This is a genomic window from Pseudomonas sp. SMV7, from assembly GCF_052041995.1.
Lineage (GTDB): Bacteria > Pseudomonadota > Gammaproteobacteria > Pseudomonadales > Pseudomonadaceae > Aquipseudomonas.
On record NZ_JBKGGT010000010.1, the window covers coordinates 1 to 17,486 of the forward strand.

General features: G+C 63.9%; 15 protein-coding genes. 5 read left to right on the forward strand and 10 right to left on the reverse strand.

All coding sequences use genetic code 11. From position 1 onward, the window contains the following. The first annotated feature begins 282 nt into the window (after positions 1-282). Positions 283-1,179 (forward strand): formate/nitrite transporter family protein, encoded by an 897-nt coding sequence (locus tag ACLEJP_RS13875; protein WP_440807175.1) that lies wholly within the window; start codon positions 283-285, stop codon positions 1,177-1,179. A gap of 134 nt (positions 1,180-1,313) precedes the next feature. Further along, entirely contained in the window at positions 1,314-3,899 is a 2,586-nt protein-coding gene (locus ACLEJP_RS13880; RefSeq protein ID WP_440807176.1) for a bifunctional diguanylate cyclase/phosphodiesterase, read from the forward strand. A 19-nt stretch (positions 3,900-3,918) separates the two neighbouring features. Here the strand turns inward: ACLEJP_RS13880 and ACLEJP_RS13885 are convergent, their stop codons facing one another. Together ACLEJP_RS13885 and ACLEJP_RS13890 are read right to left on the reverse strand one after the other, a co-directional pair. Then, positions 3,919-4,248: a DUF2025 family protein gene (locus tag ACLEJP_RS13885; protein WP_440807178.1), complete on the reverse strand. Its 330-nt coding sequence runs from the start codon at positions 4,246-4,248 to the stop codon at positions 3,919-3,921. A gap of 122 nt (positions 4,249-4,370) precedes the next feature. Continuing rightward, positions 4,371-5,279, reverse strand: coding sequence for a LysR family transcriptional regulator (locus ACLEJP_RS13890; RefSeq protein WP_440807181.1), 909 nt, complete (start codon positions 5,277-5,279; stop codon positions 4,371-4,373). 112 nt (positions 5,280-5,391) lie between these two features. Between ACLEJP_RS13890 and ACLEJP_RS13895 the strand changes: the two genes are divergently transcribed. Beyond that, entirely contained in the window at positions 5,392-6,150 is a 759-nt protein-coding gene (locus tag ACLEJP_RS13895) for an SDR family NAD(P)-dependent oxidoreductase (RefSeq protein WP_440807184.1), read from the forward strand. 87 nt (positions 6,151-6,237) lie between these two features. Here ACLEJP_RS13895 and ACLEJP_RS13900 read toward each other — a convergent pair whose 3' ends face one another. From ACLEJP_RS13900 to ACLEJP_RS13930, 7 genes are all read right to left on the reverse strand, one after another. Further along, positions 6,238-7,101, reverse strand: coding sequence for an efflux RND transporter periplasmic adaptor subunit (locus ACLEJP_RS13900; protein WP_440807186.1), 864 nt, complete (start codon positions 7,099-7,101; stop codon positions 6,238-6,240). Between the two features lie 12 nt (positions 7,102-7,113). Then, positions 7,114-7,320 (reverse strand): DUF1656 domain-containing protein, encoded by a 207-nt coding sequence (locus ACLEJP_RS13905; protein ID WP_440807188.1) that lies wholly within the window; start codon positions 7,318-7,320, stop codon positions 7,114-7,116. Then, on the reverse strand, positions 7,307-9,295 hold the full coding sequence (locus ACLEJP_RS13910) for an FUSC family protein (RefSeq protein ID WP_440807191.1): 1,989 nt from the start codon (positions 9,293-9,295) through the stop codon (positions 7,307-7,309). The genes ACLEJP_RS13905 and ACLEJP_RS13910 overlap by 14 nt, the downstream gene beginning before the upstream one ends. Positions 9,296-9,530: 235 nt before the next feature. After that, positions 9,531-9,647, reverse strand: a complete 117-nt coding sequence (gene ccoM, locus ACLEJP_RS13915; protein WP_289130230.1) for a cytochrome c oxidase subunit CcoM — start codon at positions 9,645-9,647, stop codon at positions 9,531-9,533. 135 nt (positions 9,648-9,782) lie between these two features. Further along, a complete protein-coding gene (locus tag ACLEJP_RS13920; RefSeq protein WP_440807194.1) occupies positions 9,783-9,944 on the reverse strand; it encodes a hypothetical protein in 162 nt (53 codons plus the stop codon). Between the two features lie 68 nt (positions 9,945-10,012). Continuing rightward, a complete protein-coding gene (locus ACLEJP_RS13925) occupies positions 10,013-10,339 on the reverse strand; it encodes an aspartate-semialdehyde dehydrogenase (RefSeq protein WP_440807197.1) in 327 nt (108 codons plus the stop codon). Between the two features lie 65 nt (positions 10,340-10,404). Beyond that, a complete protein-coding gene (locus tag ACLEJP_RS13930; protein WP_289130236.1) occupies positions 10,405-11,100 on the reverse strand; it encodes a M949_RS01915 family surface polysaccharide biosynthesis protein in 696 nt (231 codons plus the stop codon). A 175-nt stretch (positions 11,101-11,275) separates the two neighbouring features. Here ACLEJP_RS13930 and rapA point away from each other — a divergent pair, with 175 nt between their 5' ends. After that, positions 11,276-14,122, forward strand: coding sequence for an RNA polymerase-associated protein RapA (rapA, locus tag ACLEJP_RS13935; protein ID WP_440807199.1), 2,847 nt, complete (start codon positions 11,276-11,278; stop codon positions 14,120-14,122). A gap of 244 nt (positions 14,123-14,366) precedes the next feature. Continuing rightward, entirely contained in the window at positions 14,367-16,628 is a 2,262-nt protein-coding gene (locus tag ACLEJP_RS13940; RefSeq protein WP_440807202.1) for a putative bifunctional diguanylate cyclase/phosphodiesterase, read from the forward strand. Here the strand turns inward: ACLEJP_RS13940 and ACLEJP_RS13945 are convergent. Beyond that, positions 16,528-17,415, reverse strand: coding sequence for an NAD(P)-dependent oxidoreductase (locus ACLEJP_RS13945; protein ID WP_440807204.1), 888 nt, complete (start codon positions 17,413-17,415; stop codon positions 16,528-16,530). The two genes, ACLEJP_RS13940 and ACLEJP_RS13945, sit on opposite strands and share 101 nt — an antisense overlap. Positions 17,416-17,486 lie beyond the last annotated feature (71 nt).

Below are 17,486 nucleotides of genomic sequence, written 5' to 3' on the forward strand. Positions count from 1 at the left end.
TTTCGTCTCAACCGAGGCGCGCATTCTACGCTTTCCTCATTGGCTGTCAAGCGTTTATTTCGAAGTTTTTTACGTCCGGTTCCTTTCGAAACCTTTTAACTTCAATAGCTTACCGCCTTCCCCGTAGCGTTCATCGCTGCGAGGAGGCGAATAATACGCGCTTTGAAATCAGAGTCAACACCTTGATCTGAAAAAACTTTCTTGCAGCGCCGGCGGCGTGCCGGCAACTAATGGAAGCGCCGCGAATCTGTAAAGGAACACCCCCAACGGAGCGGAGCGGCCATGAGCGATGCGCAAAGCGAGAAAACCCCGGGCCTGTCGGCGGATGAGGAGCAGGAAGTCAGCCTGAACCAACCGCCCCGCGCAGCAGTGCTGCACGAGATCATTCGCTACCAGGGCGACCAGGAGCTGGAGCGTACCCTCGCAGCACTCTGGTGGTCAGCCCTCGCTGCCGGTTTGTCGATGGGACTCTCGCTCATGGCCATGGGCCTCTTCTACGCCCGGCTTCCGCAAGGTGAAAGCGCTCAGGTGGTCGCCAGTATTGGCTACAGCGCCGGCTTCCTGGCCGTGATCCTGGCACGTCAGCAACTGTTCACGGAAAACACCCTGACCGCCGTCCTGCCGGTCATGACCGCCCCTACCCTGGCCAACTTCGGGCGCCTGCTGCGGCTGTGGAGCGTGGTATTGCTTGGCAACCTGGCCGGTACCCTGCTGGTGGCCTGGGTCATGCTGGAACTGCCGATCTTCGACAGCAAGACCGACGTTGCCTTCCTCGAAGTAGGCCGCAAGGTCATGCACAACGACATCAGCCAGATGTTCGCCAAAGGCATTGTCTCGGGCTGGATGATCGCCACCATGGTGTGGATGATTCCGTCGATGGAGCACGCCAAGATCTGGATCATCCTGATGATTACCTACCTGATGGCCCTCGGCGACTTCACCCATATCGTGGTTGGCTCGGTCGAAGTGTCCTACCTGGTGTGGGCCGGCGATGAAACCTGGCGCAGCTTCTGGCTGGAATTCGCCCTGCCGACCCTGGCCGGCAACATCATCGGTGGCAGCTTCATCTTCGGTTTGATCAGCCACGCGCAGGTGCGCAGCGACAGCGGCAAGCCGCCTTCGCGGCTACTGCAAGACACCCCGGCAGGCGACCGTCGCCGCCAGGATGGCCAGCAATGAGCCGAAACACGTTCGTTCACCAGGTCGCCTGCAATTGTGCCGGCGGCCAGGCTGCCGCGCTCAAGCTGGCCTATCCTGATTGAACCTCCTTCCTGAATGCTTGGCGGGAGGCTTCCTGAAGGAGCCGCTCGCGTATGGCCAGGACCGCCAACCTTGCACCCGCCAGCCGCACACCACGCTTCCAGGTGCGCCGCCTCATCGTCGGCTTCAGCGCCGTTTTCGGCCTGGCCTGCCTGGTTATCGTCGGCGCGCTGTTGAATATCGCGGGCACGCTTGACCAGCAGCAGCGCCAGCGCAGTACCGTACAGGCGAACCAGGCGCTGGAGCAACGGCTGCTCGCCTCGCGCCAGTTCCTGTCCAGTTATGCGGTGTGGGATGCCGCGTTCGAGCACCTGGTCGGGCAAACCGACTGGAATTGGGCCTACGAAGAAAAGAACGTGGGCGAGTCGTTGTACAGCGCCAGCGGCTATGAAGGTGTATTCGTGGTGGACGACACGCGTACCACCTATGGCTTGTTCAAAGGCCAGCCTACCCAGGCGGCGGCCAGTAACTATATAGATGAGGCATTGCAGCCGATCATCGACCAGGCCCGTGCGGCGGCCATCCTCCGTGAACAGGTCAGCCGCTTCGTCCTGTTCAATGGCTGGCCGGCCGTACTCAGTGCCGCGGCGGTGCGTCCGGACCGGGATGTCACCAAGGACGAGGTGAGCCAGGCGCCAGTAATGCTGTTCGTCGACCAGCTCACCGAGGCCAAGCTGGCGCGGCTGGGCAGCGGTTTCGGCCTGAACGGCTTGCACGTGGAAAAGGATGATGCAGGGGCGCACGAGCATCTGCACATCGACCTCGGCAACACCGGCTTCCACCTGTCCTGGAGCAACCCGCTGCCGGGTCACCAGTTGTTGCATGCGGTGCTGCCGCCGCTGGCCGGGGCCTTGCTGATACTGGGCCTGGTCATGTTGTACCTGTTCCGCCATGCCTTGCGCAGTTCGCGGGCGATCGACCTCACGCTCGCCCGCCTGCAGCAGAGCAACCAGGCCCTGGAGGCCAGCGAGCAGCGCTTTCGTGCCGTGGCTGAGTCGGCGTCCGACTGGATCTGGGAAACTGACCGACACCAACGCCTGACCTATCTGTCGCAACGTTTCGCCAGTGTCACCGGCTACCCGGTGGACGCCTGGCTCGGCCAACCGCTCAACCAGTTGCTGGCCTGCGATACCACACCGCTCTCACCATGGCTGGATACCCTGAGCACGGCCGACCCGCAGCAACTGGCCAACCTGCGCTGCACCTACCGTGACCAGAATGGCCAGAACCGCTACTGCCGGATCTCCGCCCGCGCCATCTGGTACGACGGCAGGCCCGTCGGTTATCGCGGTACCGCCAGCGATATCACCGACGAAGTCGACGCCCATGCGCGCATCCAGCACCTGTCGCTGCACGACCCGCTGACCGGCCTGGCCAACCGTAACAAGCTCGCCCGGCACCTGGAGCAGGCACTGCTGCGCGGCAGCGACTCGCCGCCAATGACCTTGTTGCTGCTGGACCTCGATGACTTCAAACCGATCAACGACACCCTCGGCCATGCCGCCGGCGACGCCGTGCTGCAGGAGGTGGCAACGCGCCTGCGCGACAGCACCCGCGATGGCGACATGGTCGCGCGCCTGGGCGGCGACGAGTTCATCCTGGTACTCAGCGGCATGGACAACCGCAGCGAGATCGACAGCTTCTGCACGCGCCTGATCACACTGCTGCAGCAACCCATCGTGTTCGACAGCCAACCCTTGCAGGTTGGTGCCAGCATCGGCGTAGCCCAGACCCGCACCCAAGGTTTCGATGCCGGTGAGCTGATCCGCTGCGCCGACATTGCCCTGTACCAGGCCAAGGCCGATGGCAAGAATACCTGGCGCTATTTCGCTGCCGAGATGAACCAGCAGATCCAGTATCGTCGCCAGCTGGAGAACGACCTGCGCCGGGCCCTGCGCAATCAGGAGTTCGTACTGCATTACCAGCCGCGCTACCGCCTCAGCGACCTGCGCATCGTCGCGGTCGAAGCGTTGCTGCGCTGGCAACATCCGCAAGAAGGGCTGCTGGCGCCGGACACCTTCATCCCGCTGGCCGAGCACAGCGACATCATCGTCGCGTTGGGCCGCTGGGTGTTGCGTGAAGCCTGCCGCACCGCCCGCGACTGGCCCGCCGACGTGCTGGTGTCAGTGAACCTGTCACCTGCGCAATTCCTGCGCAGCGATGTGGTGGCCGATGTTCGCGAGACCCTGCTGGACACCGCCCTCCCTGCCCAGCGCCTGGAACTGGAAATTACCGAGAACGTGATGCTCAACGATATCGAAGGCGCGTTGGGCACCATGCTGTCGCTCAAGGAGCTGGGCGTACGCCTGAACATGGACGACTTCGGCACCGGCTATTCGTCGCTGGGCTACCTGCGCACCTACCCCTTCGACAGCATCAAGATCGACAAGCGTTTCATCGGCGGGCTCGGCAGCACCAGCGGCAGCGACCGCGCCGTGGTCCAGGCCATCATCAACCTGGGCGAAGCGCTGGGGCTGACGGTGACCGCCGAAGGGGTGGAAAGCGAGCTGCAGCTCGAGCTGCTGGAGAAGGACCGCTGCCATGAGGTGCAGGGCTATTACCTGAGCCGGCCACTGGACAGCGCGGGGCTCGGGGCGTTGTTGCACCAGGCGTCTGCGCGCCCCGCCCCGTACCTGTAACGCGGCCGTTACGGGCGCTTCAGCCAGTTTGTTGCAAGCTGCGCTCGGCGACGATCTCCGGCAGGTCGCGGCGGCGCATGTAGGCACGCAGCGGCTCACCGATGTTCAAGCGGTCATCCACATGTTGCTCAAACAACAGCGCCAGCCGTTCGCGGCACAGCGCCATGCGCTGCCCCTGCGCCGGTCGCCAGACAAACTCGCTACAGGGTGTGATGCTGGCATCGGCCACGTCCATGCCGAACGCGTCTTCGGAAAAACGCACGATATGCACGCCACGCTTGCCGTTGTACCCGACAAAGCCCTTGAGCTGGTCGGCAGCGTTGCAAATGTCCTGGGAAGTGATGGCCATGACGTAACCTCGCAATGAAATCGAAAGATACGCACGCCCGGCAGCAAAGGGTCGCCTCTGCGGGCGACTGCTGGGCGAAAGCCTAACGCAAGCCGCCGCACGATTGCCACGGTTTTAACCGCTCAGTCGGCGCCGTCGACCTGCGAATGCAGCACCTCGCCCAACCATTGCATGAACGCCTGCACCCGGCGCGGCACGTGCCGTTGCCGGGCATACAGCAATGACACCGGCATGGCCGGGGCCTGCCAGTCTTCCAGCACAGAAACCAGCTCGCCGCGCTTGAGGTGCTCGGCCACGCCCACCGCCGGCACCTGGATCAGCCCCAGCCCGGCCAGGCAGGCGGCCGAATACGCCTCGGCATTGTTGACCGTCACCACACCGGCCATGGCCTGGTAGCGAAGCTGGTTGCCTTGCTCGTATTCGAAACCAGCGCTGCGCCCGCCCAGGTTGCGCACATAGTGCACCAGCTGGTGCGCGGCCAGGTCCTGCAGTGTCCGGGGCACGCCATAGCGGGCCAGGTAGGCGGGGCTGGCACAGTTGCGCATGCTCAGTTGCCCGACCGGACGCGCCGCGACATCCAGATCATGCAGGGCGCCGATACGCATCACGCAGTCGAAGCCTTCGCGCAGCAGGTCGACCTGGCGATCGGTGCAACTGAGCTCCACCTCCAGTCGCGGAAAGCGCTGCAGAAATTGCGGCAGCTGCGGGATGATGACCCGACGCGCCATCATGGTCGGCAGGTCGATGCGCAGGCGCCCGGCCAGCTCGGCATCGTTAGCGCAGAACAGGCTTTCGATCTCGTCCATGCCCGACAGCAGGTCCTTGCTGCGTTCGTACAGCAAGGCTCCATCCTGGGTCGTCCGTACCCGCCGGGTGGTCCGGTTGAACAGCTGCGTACCCAGCATGCGTTCCAGCGTCCTCACCTGCTCCGACACGGTCGAACGCGGCAGCCCCAGGCTTTCCGCCGCCAAGGTGAAACTACTGACTTCACTGACCCGCACAAAGGTACGCAACAACTCCAGCTTGTTCACCCGAGCCTCCGACTATCCGGTTTTGCCGAACAGTATTTCCATATTTTCTGGATTTATCAGCACCCGGCTGACCAATAACCTGTGCTCATCCACTCACCAGGAGGTTCTCACCATGACCCGCAAGATCGCCCTCATCACTGGCGCCAGCCGCGGCCTCGGCCGCAACGCCGCCGAACACCTGGCCGCACGCGGTATCGACGTGATCGGCACCTACCACAGCAAGGCGGACGAAGCGCAGAGCGTGGTCGCCTGCCTGGAACAGGCCGGGGTCAAGGCAGCCATGCTGCAGCTGGACGTTGGCGACAGCAGCAGTTTCGCCGACTTCGCCAAGCGCCTGGAAAGCACCCTGCAACAGCAGTTCGGTCGCGAGCGTTTCGACTTTCTGGTGAACAACGCCGGGATCGGACTGAACGTGCCGTATACCGAGACCAGCGAGGCGCAGTTCGACCAGTTGCTGAACATTCAATTGAAAGGCCCGTTCTTCCTGACCCAGCGCCTGTTGCCGCTGTTGGTGGACAATGGCCGCATCGTCAACATCTCCACCGGTCTGGCGCGCTTTGCCCTGCCGGGGTATGCCGCCTACGCCGCGATGAAGGGGGCGATGGAAGTGCTGACCCGCTACCAGGCCAAGGAACTTGGCGCACGCGGCATCCGGGTGAACATCCTGGCGCCGGGGGCAATCGAGACCGATTTCGGCGGGGGTGTGGTAAGGGACAACCGCCAGGTGAATGAATACATTGCCGGCAATACGGCGCTGGGGCGGGTGGGCTTGCCGGATGATATCGGCGCGGCGATTGCGCTGTTGCTGGAAGACGGAAATGGCTGGATAACCGGGCAGCGGCTGGAGGTGTCGGGCGGAATGTTCCTCTGAACCGGGAAGTTGGGGCCGCATTGCGGCCCATCGCGACACCAGGCCGCTGCTGCAGCGAGACAAAACGGCTGCGCCGCGGCCTGGGGCCTATTTCTGGTCCTCATGCACCTGCACACTCGCCGTCATCCCGGCACTCAGGGCGACCCCCTGCGGCACCTGCTCCAGGCGAATGCGTACCGGAATGCGCTGCGCCAACCGCACCCAGTTGAAGGTTGGCTCCACCTCCGGCAGCAGTTGGCTGTCGGGGTTGCTGTTGCGGTCGGTAATGCCACGGCTGATGCTTTCCACATGCCCTTGCATCGGCTCGCCCGCCCCCATCAGCCAGACTTTCACCGTGTCCCCGACGCGGATGCGCGGTAGCTTGGTTTCCTCGAAATAGGCCTGGATATAGAAGGTTGAATCATCCACCAGCGCCATCACCGACTCTCCGGCGTTCACATAGTTGCCTTCGGCCAGCCGCAGGTTGGTGATATGCCCGCTGCGAGGTGCGCGCACCTCACTGCGCGCCAGGTTGATCCTGGCGATCTGCAACTGCGCCTCGGCTTCGTGCAATTCGCCACGCGCGATGGCCGCATTGATCTGGGCATTCTCGCGTAGCTCGGCACTGATCGCCTCTGGCCCAAGGGCAGTCCGCCGGGCCGCCTCGCGTTCACGCAAGCGCAACTGTTGGGCGCGGGTCTCGGTCACCGCGCTGGCTTGGTCGAAAGCCGCCTGGAAGCGTTCGCGGTCGATGGTCATCAGCAGGTCACCTGCCTTGACCTGCTGATTGTCATGCACCTTCAGCTCGCGTACCCAGCCCGATACATCCGGAGCAATCACCACCACATCGGCGCGCACCCGGGCGTCGCGCGTCCACGGCGTGAGCATGTAGTACTGCCACAGCTGGTAGCCGGCGAACACGGCCAGGGCCACCACACACAAGGTCACCAGAGTACGTACGGCCGCACGCATCGAAACACTCCTTTATAGAGTTCCCAGCAGTCGCACCACCAGGAACAGCACACAAACGAACAACGCCGCATCGAACAGCGCTTCATGCCAGATCCAGCGCCCCAACGGCGTGGCCTGCACCACCAGGCGCAGCACGCCGGTGAGTATCAGTGCCAGCACCACATAGACCAGAAACGGGCTGAACAGCACGCCGCCGACTTCCCATTCACGCAACCCCATGGGCTTCCTCCTGCCAGTGGCACCACTTGCGCCAGCTTTTCTGCAATTGCAACACTGCTCCTTCGGCCAAGCGCAGCGGGTCGCTCGAGGGCAGCCGGCGCAGGGCAGCTATGAATGCCTCGCTGGTGGCATCCAGGCTATGACCACGCCCGGGCGCCGGCCCCCTGGCCAGTACCGCTTCCAGCTGCTGCAGGTAATCGCGCTCGGCCTGGCCCAGTGGGGCCTGGGCAACGGCCAGGCACATGCGCAGGTGCACCAGTTCATCACCGATATCCAGCCCGTGCAGGCCGTCATCCCAGCGCTTGCGCTCGCTATCGGGCAGTTCGCCGGCATGCCGCGCGAGTTGCATCAGGCGGTCGGCCATACGCCCACCAAACCAGGTGTCGGCGCCACGCAGGTCGCGCCGGGTCAGGCGCGCCAGGTCACTCTGGGTCGCTGCACGCAGGCGTCGGCCCAACCAGGCCGGATGGCGAAACACCAGCAAGCGGAAGGCCATTACCGCTGCCGATACCCCGACCAGCATGGCCAAGGCACTGTTGAGCAACGTGGCCACACCGAACTGCATGGCATTAAGCGGCGAAACCAGCACGATGAAGTGCAGGCAATAGGAGGTGGCGGTGGCCCCGGTGCGTGGATGCGCCATGCCCAGTGCCCCCAGAAACAGCGGTACGCCCATGCCCAGGCAGAGCATGGCGAAGCTGCTCCATTGCGGTAACAGTATCTGCCCGACCAGAAACGCCGCAGGTATCGCCAGGAAGATTCCGCGCAAGAAGCTCAGGCCGATCTGGGCGCCGTTCTCACGGCTGGCGAACAGGCTGCACACCACACAGGTCAGCACCAGCCCACCGGGTGCCGACGGCCACGCCGTGGCCAGCCAGAAGCCACTCATTACCAGAAAGGCCAGCGCGCTGCGTGAGCCGAACAGCAGGGCCAGCGACCAGTCGCGATGCACTGCAAGGCCCTGGGCCACATCCTTGGGCGCCCTGCCCGCCTCCACATCCTCCAGCGCCTGGCTGGCGGCCATGGCGTAATCCAGCAGCAAGGCCATACGCGCCAGGCAATAGTGCTCTGCCGAACTGATCTGTTCATCATGGGCTGCGTCCCAGATGCGCTGGCGCAGCACCAGCAGGCTGGGCGGCTCGGGCTTGTCCAGCAATGCCCGCACCTGCTCCAGCCAAGGCGCCAGGCGTCCGGCCTCGTGTTCGTCAAGTTGTCGCCATTGTCGGCGCACAGAGCGGGAAATGCGCAGCAGTACCATCAGTTTCTGGCTCAGGCCACGAATGGCGCGGGCACGCTGGCGCCCACGGCTGCCTTCGAACCAGGCGTGTTCGCGCTGGCTGTCGATGGCAACGATACGCCCCAGGCTCTCCAGCAAGCCTTTGCGCGCCTCGTCCTCACCGCCGAGCATGGCATTCGCAGCCTGCAGGCCATTCTGCCAGGCCTGGCGGGCCTGCCCGCCCAGTTGCTGTTCGACGCGCATGGGCCAGAGCAGTGCACTGCTGGCGGTGGCACAGAAGATTCCCAGGCAGATCTCGGTGCAGCGTGCGACGGCCTGGTCGAACACCTGCAACGGGTGGTCAATGGCCGGCAGGGCGATGATCGCGGCGGTGTAGCCGGCCAGCACGAAGGCATAGGCCCAGGCGCTACGCAATTGGGTGGAAGCGGCGGTGCACAGGGCCAGCCACAGCGCCAGGGTAAGCAGGAACAGGCCGGGAGCCTGGGCGAACAGGCCGATGAACAGTACCGACATGAGCGTGCCGACCAAGGTCCCCGCCAGCCGCGCCAGGCCCTTCTGCACCACCATGCCCGACAGTGGTTGGGCGACGATGAAGGCGGTCATCAACGCCCAGGCTGGTTGTTCCAGGCCCCAGCGCATCGCCAGCCACAATGCCAGGCCGCCACCAAGCAGGGTCTTGATGGCGAACTTCAGGGCGAGGCTGCTGGGGGCGAACAGGGCCTGGAGGGTGATAGGCACGAGGCGGACCTTGCGGGGATGACTTGTTCAAAGATAGACAACGGGAACAAGAATAAAGCGAAACCTATTAATTAGCTAGCTAATCATCTTTATGGTTGACTGTCCCTCTGCCCTGGCCTTTTCGTGAGCCAGGCCACTCTCACACGAATCACGCCCTGGCGGCACCTTATCGCAGGCAAAAAAATGGGCGACCGAAGTCGCCCCAAATGCCTTGCGTGCTCGTGTACCTGGAAGGTCAGCGCGGTTTGCGCTTGTGCGCGTCCTTCCAGATGAAAATGCCCAGACCGGCAAAGAATGCAAACATCAACCCGACCGTTACCACCCCGGCGATAACCACATTGTCGAAGAACATGCTGGCCTCCCCATTCGTTTGCCGTTGTCCGATGGGTGCACGTTAACCAATGTCAGGGGCGGGAAAATTGATCGGTGTCAATAGTGCCCGGGACCGGGCACGCAAGGCGGGTGCAGGGTTGACCTGCGTCAAGTTTCAGCGCTTCTTCGGCTTGCCCTTGGGCTTCTTTTTCTTGCTGGTGCTCAATGGCAGGGCCTGCTCGAATGCGTTGCGCATTTCGTTCAGGCGCTTTTCCTTGAGGTCATGGGCGCGCTTGGCGCGTTCGGCCTCGAAATCGATGAGGTTGTCCTGGCTCATGGGGTGGGCTCGACGATTAACTGAGACGTGCATGATGAAGCCAGGCGCTGTCGCTGACCAGCCCCACGTCAGACTTCGATATCCACCAGCAGCCCCTGGCGTACGTGCTCGCCCATCAACGGTGCTACCGGCACGGTGTTGTCGGCGTTGACCTCGTCGCCCGGCATCGCGCTGTAGCGCTCGTCGCTGCCCTTGTGCCGGCGTTGCTGGCGGCGCTGCTCTTCGCGCAGCAGCAGTGCCTGCTCCTCCGGGTCCCGTTGACGCTTGAGGTCGATGGCACTTTCCCCGGATGCAGGCTGCGCCGGTACCACCGGCTTGATATCGGGGGTCGGCTTGACCGGATCCTGTTGTGAAGTCACCGGAGCGGCACTGAGCGGAATGATCGGTGGCAACATGGACGTTCTCCCCTATGCCCTCTGTATCGGCAGACGCAGACTTACCTTGAAAGCATGGACAACTTTCATTCGGCTTCGTCGTCAGCGTCGTCGTCGGCTGGCGGGCTGACCTCGCTCCAGGGCCGCTTGTACACCTGCTGCCAGACCGCGTCCATGTGCTCGCGCAGCACCTGCGGTGCGCCCTTGAGCGAGGCGCTGTCCGCACGTTCACCGCCGATCGGCTCTTCACCTGCCGGGGTGATCAGCGACTGGCCGGTGATGGTGTAACTGGCCTGCCCTTCGCGCATTTCGATGGCGATGTCGTGCGGGTCGATGCCGCCGCCACAGAAGGCATGGCTGGCGACCGTCACCTCGGCGACACCGTCCTTGTTCAGGTCGCTGACATCGCTGACGTCGTTGTAGAAATCCACATCCAGATCCAGGCCCGGGCAGCTGGTTTCCTGCTCGATCTGCCAGCGCGCCTTGAACGCGTCGTTTTCGGCGCTGCGCCCATACAACGTGGCCTTGAGTACCACCTTGTCCACTTCCTGTTCGCTTTCCGGGTCGCTGGCCTGGCCATCGCTGCGGCTCAGCACCAGCAGGCCTTCACCGTCGCGGTCACGAAAATGCACGCTCTTGATCGGCGTCTGCACCCCCAGCACTTCGAGCTGCTCCATCGGAATGGCAGGCAAGGCCTTGAAGTTTTCCTGCTCGCAGGCGACCAGCAGCACCAGGCTGCCCACGGCTATCGAAGTACGCAACCAGCGGTGCTTGGCAGACATGGCGATCCGAGGCCCTCTTCAGCAACACGGTATGGGCGATGAAGCGACTAGACTGTTGCATGACCTGTGGGGGCCTGTTGCGGCATTTGCGCATCTTTCGGTGCGCTCGGCACTTTGGTCCGACCGGCCGATCCGTTAACATAATCGGCTTTTTCATCGCGGGAGTTCAGGCAGTATGGCGCAGCAGTATCAACCGGGGCAACGCTGGATCAGCGACAGCGAAGCCGAGCTCGGCCTGGGTACCATCCTGGCGCAGGATGGCCGCCTGTTGACCGTGCTCTACCCGGCCACTGGCGACACCCGCCAATATTCCCTGCGCAATGCGCCGCTGACCCGCGTACGCTTCTCGCCCGGTGACCAGATCACCCACTTCGAAGGCTGGAAGCTGACTGTGCGCGAGGTCGAGGACATCGACGGGCTGATGGTCTACCACGGTCTGGACGGGCAGAACCAGGCGCGCACCTTGCCGGAAACCCAGCTGTCGAACTTCATCCAGTTCCGCCTGGCCAGCGACCGCCTGTTCGCCGGGCAAATCGACCCGCTGTCGTGGTTCAGCCTGCGCTACAACACCCTGCAGCACACCAGCAAGCAGATGCAATCGGCGCTGTGGGGCCTGGGCGGCTGCCGCGCCCAGCCCATCGCCCACCAGTTGCACATCGCCCGCGAAGTGGCCGACCGCAGCGCGCCGCGCGTGCTGCTGGCCGACGAAGTGGGCCTGGGCAAGACCATCGAGGCCGGCCTGGTGATCCACCGCCAGCTGCTATCGGGCCGCGCCAGCCGCGTGCTGATCCTGGTGCCGGAAAACCTCCAGCACCAGTGGCTGGTGGAAATGCGCCGTCGCTTCAACCTGCAGGTGGCGCTGTTCGACGCCGAGCGTTTCATCGAAAGCGATGCCAGCAACCCGTTCGAAGATGCCCAGCTGGCGCTGGTGGCCCTGGAGTGGCTGGTCGACGACGAAAAGGCTCAGGATGCGCTGTTCGCCGCCGGCTGGGACCTGATGGTGGTCGACGAAGCCCACCACCTGGTCTGGCACGAAGACCAGGTGAGTGCCGAGTACGGCCTGGTCGAACAACTGGCGCAGGTGATTCCGGGCGTTCTGCTGCTCACTGCCACCCCCGAACAGCTTGGCCAGGACAGTCACTTCGCCCGCCTGCGCCTGCTCGATCCCAACCGGTTCCATGACCTGGCGGCCTTCCGCGCCGAGAGTGAACACTATCGCCCGGTGGCTGAAGCCGTTCAGGAACTGCTCGACGAAGGCCGCCTGTCACCCAAGGCCCACGCCACCATCCAGGGCTTCCTCGGCGCCGAGGGCGAAGCCCTGCTGGCCGCCGTCAGCGACGGCGATACCCAGGCAAGCGCACGCCTGATTCGCGAGCTGCTCGACCGCCACGGCACCGGCCGTGTGCTGTTCCGCAACACCCGTGCGGCCATCCAGGGCTTCCCGGAGCGTCAGCTGCACCCTTACCCGCTGGCCACACCCGAACAGTACCGCGACCTGCCAGCCGGCGAGCATGCCGAGTTGTACCCGGAAGTCGCCTTCCAGGCCCAGGGCGAGGTGGCCGACGACGAGCGCTGGTGGCGTTTCGACCCACGCGTCGATTGGCTGATCGACACCCTGAAGATGCTCAAGCGCACCAAGGTGCTGGTGATCTGCGCCCATGCCGAGACCGCGATGGACCTGGAGGACGCCCTGCGCGTGCGCTCCGGCATCCCGGCTTCGGTGTTCCATGAGGGCATGAGCATCCTCGAACGCGACCGAGCCGCCGCCTACTTTGCCGACGAAGAGTTCGGCGCCCAGGTGCTGATCTGCTCCGAGATCGGCAGTGAAGGCCGCAACTTCCAGTTCGCCCATCACCTGGTGATGTTTGACTTGCCAGCGCATCCGGACTTGCTGGAACAGCGCATCGGCCGCCTCGACCGTATCGGCCAGAAGCACACCATCCAGTTGCATGTCCCTTACCTGCAAGGCAGCCCGCAGGAACGCCTGTTTCAGTGGTACCACGAAGGCCTCAACGCCTTCCTCAATACCTGCCCGACCGGCAACGCCCTGCAGCACCAGTTCGGCCCACGCCTGCTGCCGCTGCTGGAAAACGGCGAAAGCAAGGCCTGGGATGCGCTGGTGGCCGATGCCCGCAGCGAGCGCGAACGCCTGGAAGCCGAGTTGCACACTGGCCGTGACCGCCTGCTGGAGCTGAACTCCGGCGGTGGCGGTGAAGGCCAGGCACTGGTCGAGGCCATTCTCGAACAGGATGACCAGTTCGCCCTGCCGATCTACATGGAAACCCTGTTCGACGCCTTCGGCATCGACAGCGAAGACCATTCCGAGAACGCCCTGATCCTCAAGCCGAGCGAGAAAATGCTCGACGCCAGCTTCCCGCTGGGTGACGACGAAGGCGTGACCATTACCTACGACCGTGGCCAGGCGCTGTCACGCGAGGACATGCAGTTCCTCACCTGGGAACACCCCATGGTGCAAGGCGGCATGGACCTGGTGCTGTCCGGCTCGATGGGCAACACCGCCGTGGCGCTGATCAAGAACAAGGCGCTCAAGCCGGGTACCGTGCTGCTTGAGCTGTTGTTCGTCAGTGAGGTGGTGGCGCCACGCAGCCTGCAACTGGGCCGTTACCTGCCCCCGGCTGCTCTGCGTTGCCTGCTCGATGCCAATGGCAACGACCTGGCTTCCCGCGTGGCCTTCGAAACCCTCAACGACCAGCTCGAAAGCGTACCGCGCGCCAGCGCCAACAAGTTCGTCCAGGCCCAGCGCGACGTGCTGGCCAAGCGCATCAGCAGTGGCGAGGCCAAAGTCCTGCCGGCCCACGTCGAGCGCGTGGCCGAAGCCCAGCGCCGCCTGGCGGCGGAGGCCGACGAAGAGCTGGCCCGCCTGGTCGCGCTGCAAGCGGTGAACCCGAGCGTGCGCGACAGCGAGATCGAGGCGCTGCGCAAGCAGCGTGAAGAAGGCTTGGCGATGCTGGAAAAAGCGGCCCTGCGCCTGGAAGCCATCCGCGTGCTGGTGGCTGGCTAGGTAGCTTGGAGCGCACTGACTGGCACCGACGAAGCCGGTGCCAGTCAGTGCGGTTATTGCCCCACAGGGCCGCGTGCCGCAGGCCGACGCGCATATATTCCCCATCGCGATCAGGTTGATAACCAAATCGTTAGAAGCAAAGTGCCATTAGTCGGGAAGGGTTAAATACCTCTTCCTATACTGCCTCTGGGCAGTCTGCACAGGATTGGCGCAGACGACTGGAAACTCGATCAAGAGGCATCCAATGGAATGGCTGGGGCTGCAATTGTTCGTCGACCTGCCGGCAACCGGGCGCATCGTCATCGACTGTCGGCATGAACCGGTCCTGGTCCTGCTCGCCTACCTTGTCGCTGGTGCGGCCTGCTTCGCCACTCTGGACATGGCCGAGCGCCAGTCCCACAGTGAAAACCTCACCTCCCGTCGACGATGGACCCTGCTTGGCGCCTGCTGCCTGGCAGGTGGCATCTGGGCCATGCACTTCATCAGCATGCTTGCCTTCCGGGCCCCGCTGGAAGTGCATTACGACGTTTCCCTGACCATCCTGTCATTGTTGATAGCCCTGGCGGTCGCCTGGCTGGCCATGCACAGCCTCGGTCGCCAGCGGATGCAGGCACACCATCACCTGCAAGGCGCAGTGCTGATCGGCCTGGGCATCATCCTCATGCACTTCGTCGGCATGGCCGCCCTGGAAACCGGCGCGCGCCAGTACTACCAGACCGGCCTGCTCCTCGCCGCGGCCAGCATTGCCCTGCTCACCAGCCTGGCAGCATTGTGCCTGGCCCGCTATTTCCGCCACGGCAACGGCACCCTGCACCAGGCCATGAAGTACGGCGCCAGCCTGCTGATGGCCGCTGGCATCGTCGCCACCCACTTCACCGCGATGTCGGCCATGACCCTGGTCATCCCGGCCGACACGGCCCTGCGCCTGCCCTCCGGTGACAACAGCCTGCAACTGGGGCTGGGCATCGGCTTCATGACCCTGTTGATCAGCGCTGCCAGCGTCAGCGCCGCGCTGGCCGACAAGAAACTGCAAAGCAAGGAGCACGATCTGCGCCGGGTCAACGTGCTGCTCAACCAGTTGGACCAGGCCCGCGCGTCGCTGCAGCAAGCCGCACACTATGACGCCCTGACCAACCTGGTCAACCGTCGCGGTTTCAACCAGGTGTTTGCCGAACGCCTGGCCGAACACCAGGCCACTCAAGGCAGCCTGGCGGTGATGTTCCTCGACATCGACCATTTCAAACGTATCAACGACAGCCTTGGCCACCACGCCGGCGACCAGCTGCTTCAGGCCATCGCCAACCACATCAGGGCTGCCACCCGCAGCCACGACCTGGTCGCACGCTTTGGCGGCGATGAGTTCTGTGTGGTGACCAGCCTCAATAACCGCGACGAAGCCCGCCACCTGGCCCAGCGCATCATGCTGCGGATGAAAGCGCCCATCGAACTGGGGGGCAGACGCCTGGTCATGACCACCAGCATTGGTATCAGCATCTTTCCGGATGATGGCACCAGCGCCGAGGAACTGCTCAAGCATGCCGACCTGGCGCTGTACCAGTCCAAGGGCAGCGGGCGCAACAGCGTGAATTTCTTCAACGACACCCTGAAAACCCGCGCCTCCCTGGCGTTGCAACTGGAAGAAGAACTGCGCCTGGCCCTGCTTGAAGAGCGCGGGCTATGCGTGCACTACCAGCCGATCTTCGACCTGCGCAGTGGGCAAATCGCCAAACTGGAAGCCCTGGTACGCTGGCAGCATCCGCAGCACGGCCTGCTCGGGCCTGAACGCTTCGTCGGCATTGCCGAAGCCAACAGCCTGATCATCGACCTTGACCTGTGGGTACTACGCCACGCCTGTGCCGAACTGGCCAGCCTGCAGCACCGGGGCGGCAGCAACCTCAAGGTCACGGTCAATTGTTCGGCCGTCACGCTCAGTCATGACGAGTTGCCCAACGAGGTGGAAAAGGCCTTGCTCCTGGCCGGGCTTGCACCTTGCCAACTGGAACTGGAGGTGACCGAAAACGCCCTGATGGGCGATATCCAGCGCACGGTCAGCCTGCTCAAGCGGGTGCGCGACCTGGGCGTGGCCCTGTCGATCGACGACTTCGGCACCGGTTACTCCTCGCTGGCCTACCTCAAGCGCCTGCCGCTCGACGTGCTGAAGATCGATCGCAGCTTCCTGCAGGATGTGCCGGGTAGCCAGAAGGACTGCGAGATCGTGCAAGCGATCATCGTCATGGCGCATACCCTGCACTTGCAGGTAGTCAGCGAAGGCGTGGAGACTGGCGAACAGGCCAGGTTTCTCGAAACCCAAGGCTGCGACTACCTGCAGGGCTACCTGCTGGGTCGCCCTGCGCCGCTGGCCGAATTGCAGTTGCTGCAGCGGCTGCCGCAGCAAAGCAATGTGCTCAACCCTTGCTGCGGTACAGTTCCACCAGAGTCGCCGGGTCTTTTTGCAGGTACCCCTGGCTTGCGTGCAAGCGCATCAATTGGGCAGCGAGGCCGCTGAGTGGCGTCGCCGAGCCTTGCTCACGGGAAAACCTGACCGCGCCATCGAGATCCTTGAGCAGCGTACGCACATGCCATTTGATCGGCTCGAAGCGGCTTTCGGCCATTTGTGGCGCGAGGATCTGCAGTGGCTTGGAATCGGCAAAGCCGCCCGCCAGTGCTTCGGCGATCAGTGTCGCATCCACCCCCGACTGTTCCGCCAATGCAACCACTTCGGCGATGACCAAGGCATTGCAGGCCACGATCATCTGGTTGCAGGCCTTGGTTACCTGGCCTGCCCCCACCGCGCCCATGTGCGTCACACGCTGGCCCAGTACCTCCAGCACCGGGCGCGCGCGCTCCAGGTCCGCCGCCGCGCCACCGACCATGATCGCCAAGGTACCGGCTTCGGCACCCGGGGTGCCGCCAGATACTGGCGCATCCAGCCACGCCATGCCGCTCAACGCCGCCAGCTCGGCGGCCATCTCCCGCGTAGCGGTAGGTTCAAGGCTGGAGAAATCGACCAGCAACTGGCCGCTGCGCCCACCCTGGGCAATGCCTTGTTCGCCGAACACTACCTCGCGCACGACAGCGGTGTCGGCCAGGCACAGCAACACCATATCGCTGTTGCGGCACAGTTCGGCAGGGCTGCTGGCCAGGCGCGCGCCAGCGGCGACCAGCGCGACGCACTTGTCCGGGCTGCGGTTCCACACCGTCAGCGGGTAGCCTGCGGCGAGCAGGCGCCGGCACATGGGCAGGCCCATCAGGCCGATCCCGGCGAACCCAAGCGAAGGTAGTTCAGTGCTCATCAATCACTCCTGGCTAGTTCGAACATCATCCAGGCTGCACGATTGCGCTTCGCCTGGCAGACTGGTGGGCA

Coding starts and splice junctions, on each gene's coding strand:
- ACLEJP_RS13875 (WP_440807175.1), top strand. CDS start 283: ATGAGCGATGCGCAAAGCGAGAAAACCCCGGGCCTGTCGGCGGATGAG.
- ACLEJP_RS13880 (WP_440807176.1), top strand. CDS start 1,314: ATGGCCAGGACCGCCAACCTTGCACCCGCCAGCCGCACACCACGCTTC.
- ACLEJP_RS13885 (WP_440807178.1), bottom strand. CDS start 4,248: ATGGCCATCACTTCCCAGGACATTTGCAACGCTGCCGACCAGCTCAAG.
- ACLEJP_RS13895 (WP_440807184.1), top strand. CDS start 5,392: ATGACCCGCAAGATCGCCCTCATCACTGGCGCCAGCCGCGGCCTCGGC.
- ACLEJP_RS13900 (WP_440807186.1), bottom strand. CDS start 7,101: ATGCGTGCGGCCGTACGTACTCTGGTGACCTTGTGTGTGGTGGCCCTG.
- ACLEJP_RS13905 (WP_440807188.1), bottom strand. CDS start 7,320: ATGGGGTTGCGTGAATGGGAAGTCGGCGGCGTGCTGTTCAGCCCGTTT.
- ccoM (WP_289130230.1), bottom strand. CDS start 9,647: ATGTTCTTCGACAATGTGGTTATCGCCGGGGTGGTAACGGTCGGGTTG.
- ACLEJP_RS13920 (WP_440807194.1), bottom strand. CDS start 9,944: ATGAGCCAGGACAACCTCATCGATTTCGAGGCCGAACGCGCCAAGCGC.
- ACLEJP_RS13925 (WP_440807197.1), bottom strand. CDS start 10,339: ATGTTGCCACCGATCATTCCGCTCAGTGCCGCTCCGGTGACTTCACAA.
- ACLEJP_RS13930 (WP_289130236.1), bottom strand. CDS start 11,100: ATGTCTGCCAAGCACCGCTGGTTGCGTACTTCGATAGCCGTGGGCAGC.
- rapA (WP_440807199.1), top strand. CDS start 11,276: ATGGCGCAGCAGTATCAACCGGGGCAACGCTGGATCAGCGACAGCGAA.
- ACLEJP_RS13940 (WP_440807202.1), top strand. CDS start 14,367: ATGGAATGGCTGGGGCTGCAATTGTTCGTCGACCTGCCGGCAACCGGG.
- ACLEJP_RS13945 (WP_440807204.1), bottom strand. CDS start 17,415: ATGAGCACTGAACTACCTTCGCTTGGGTTCGCCGGGATCGGCCTGATG.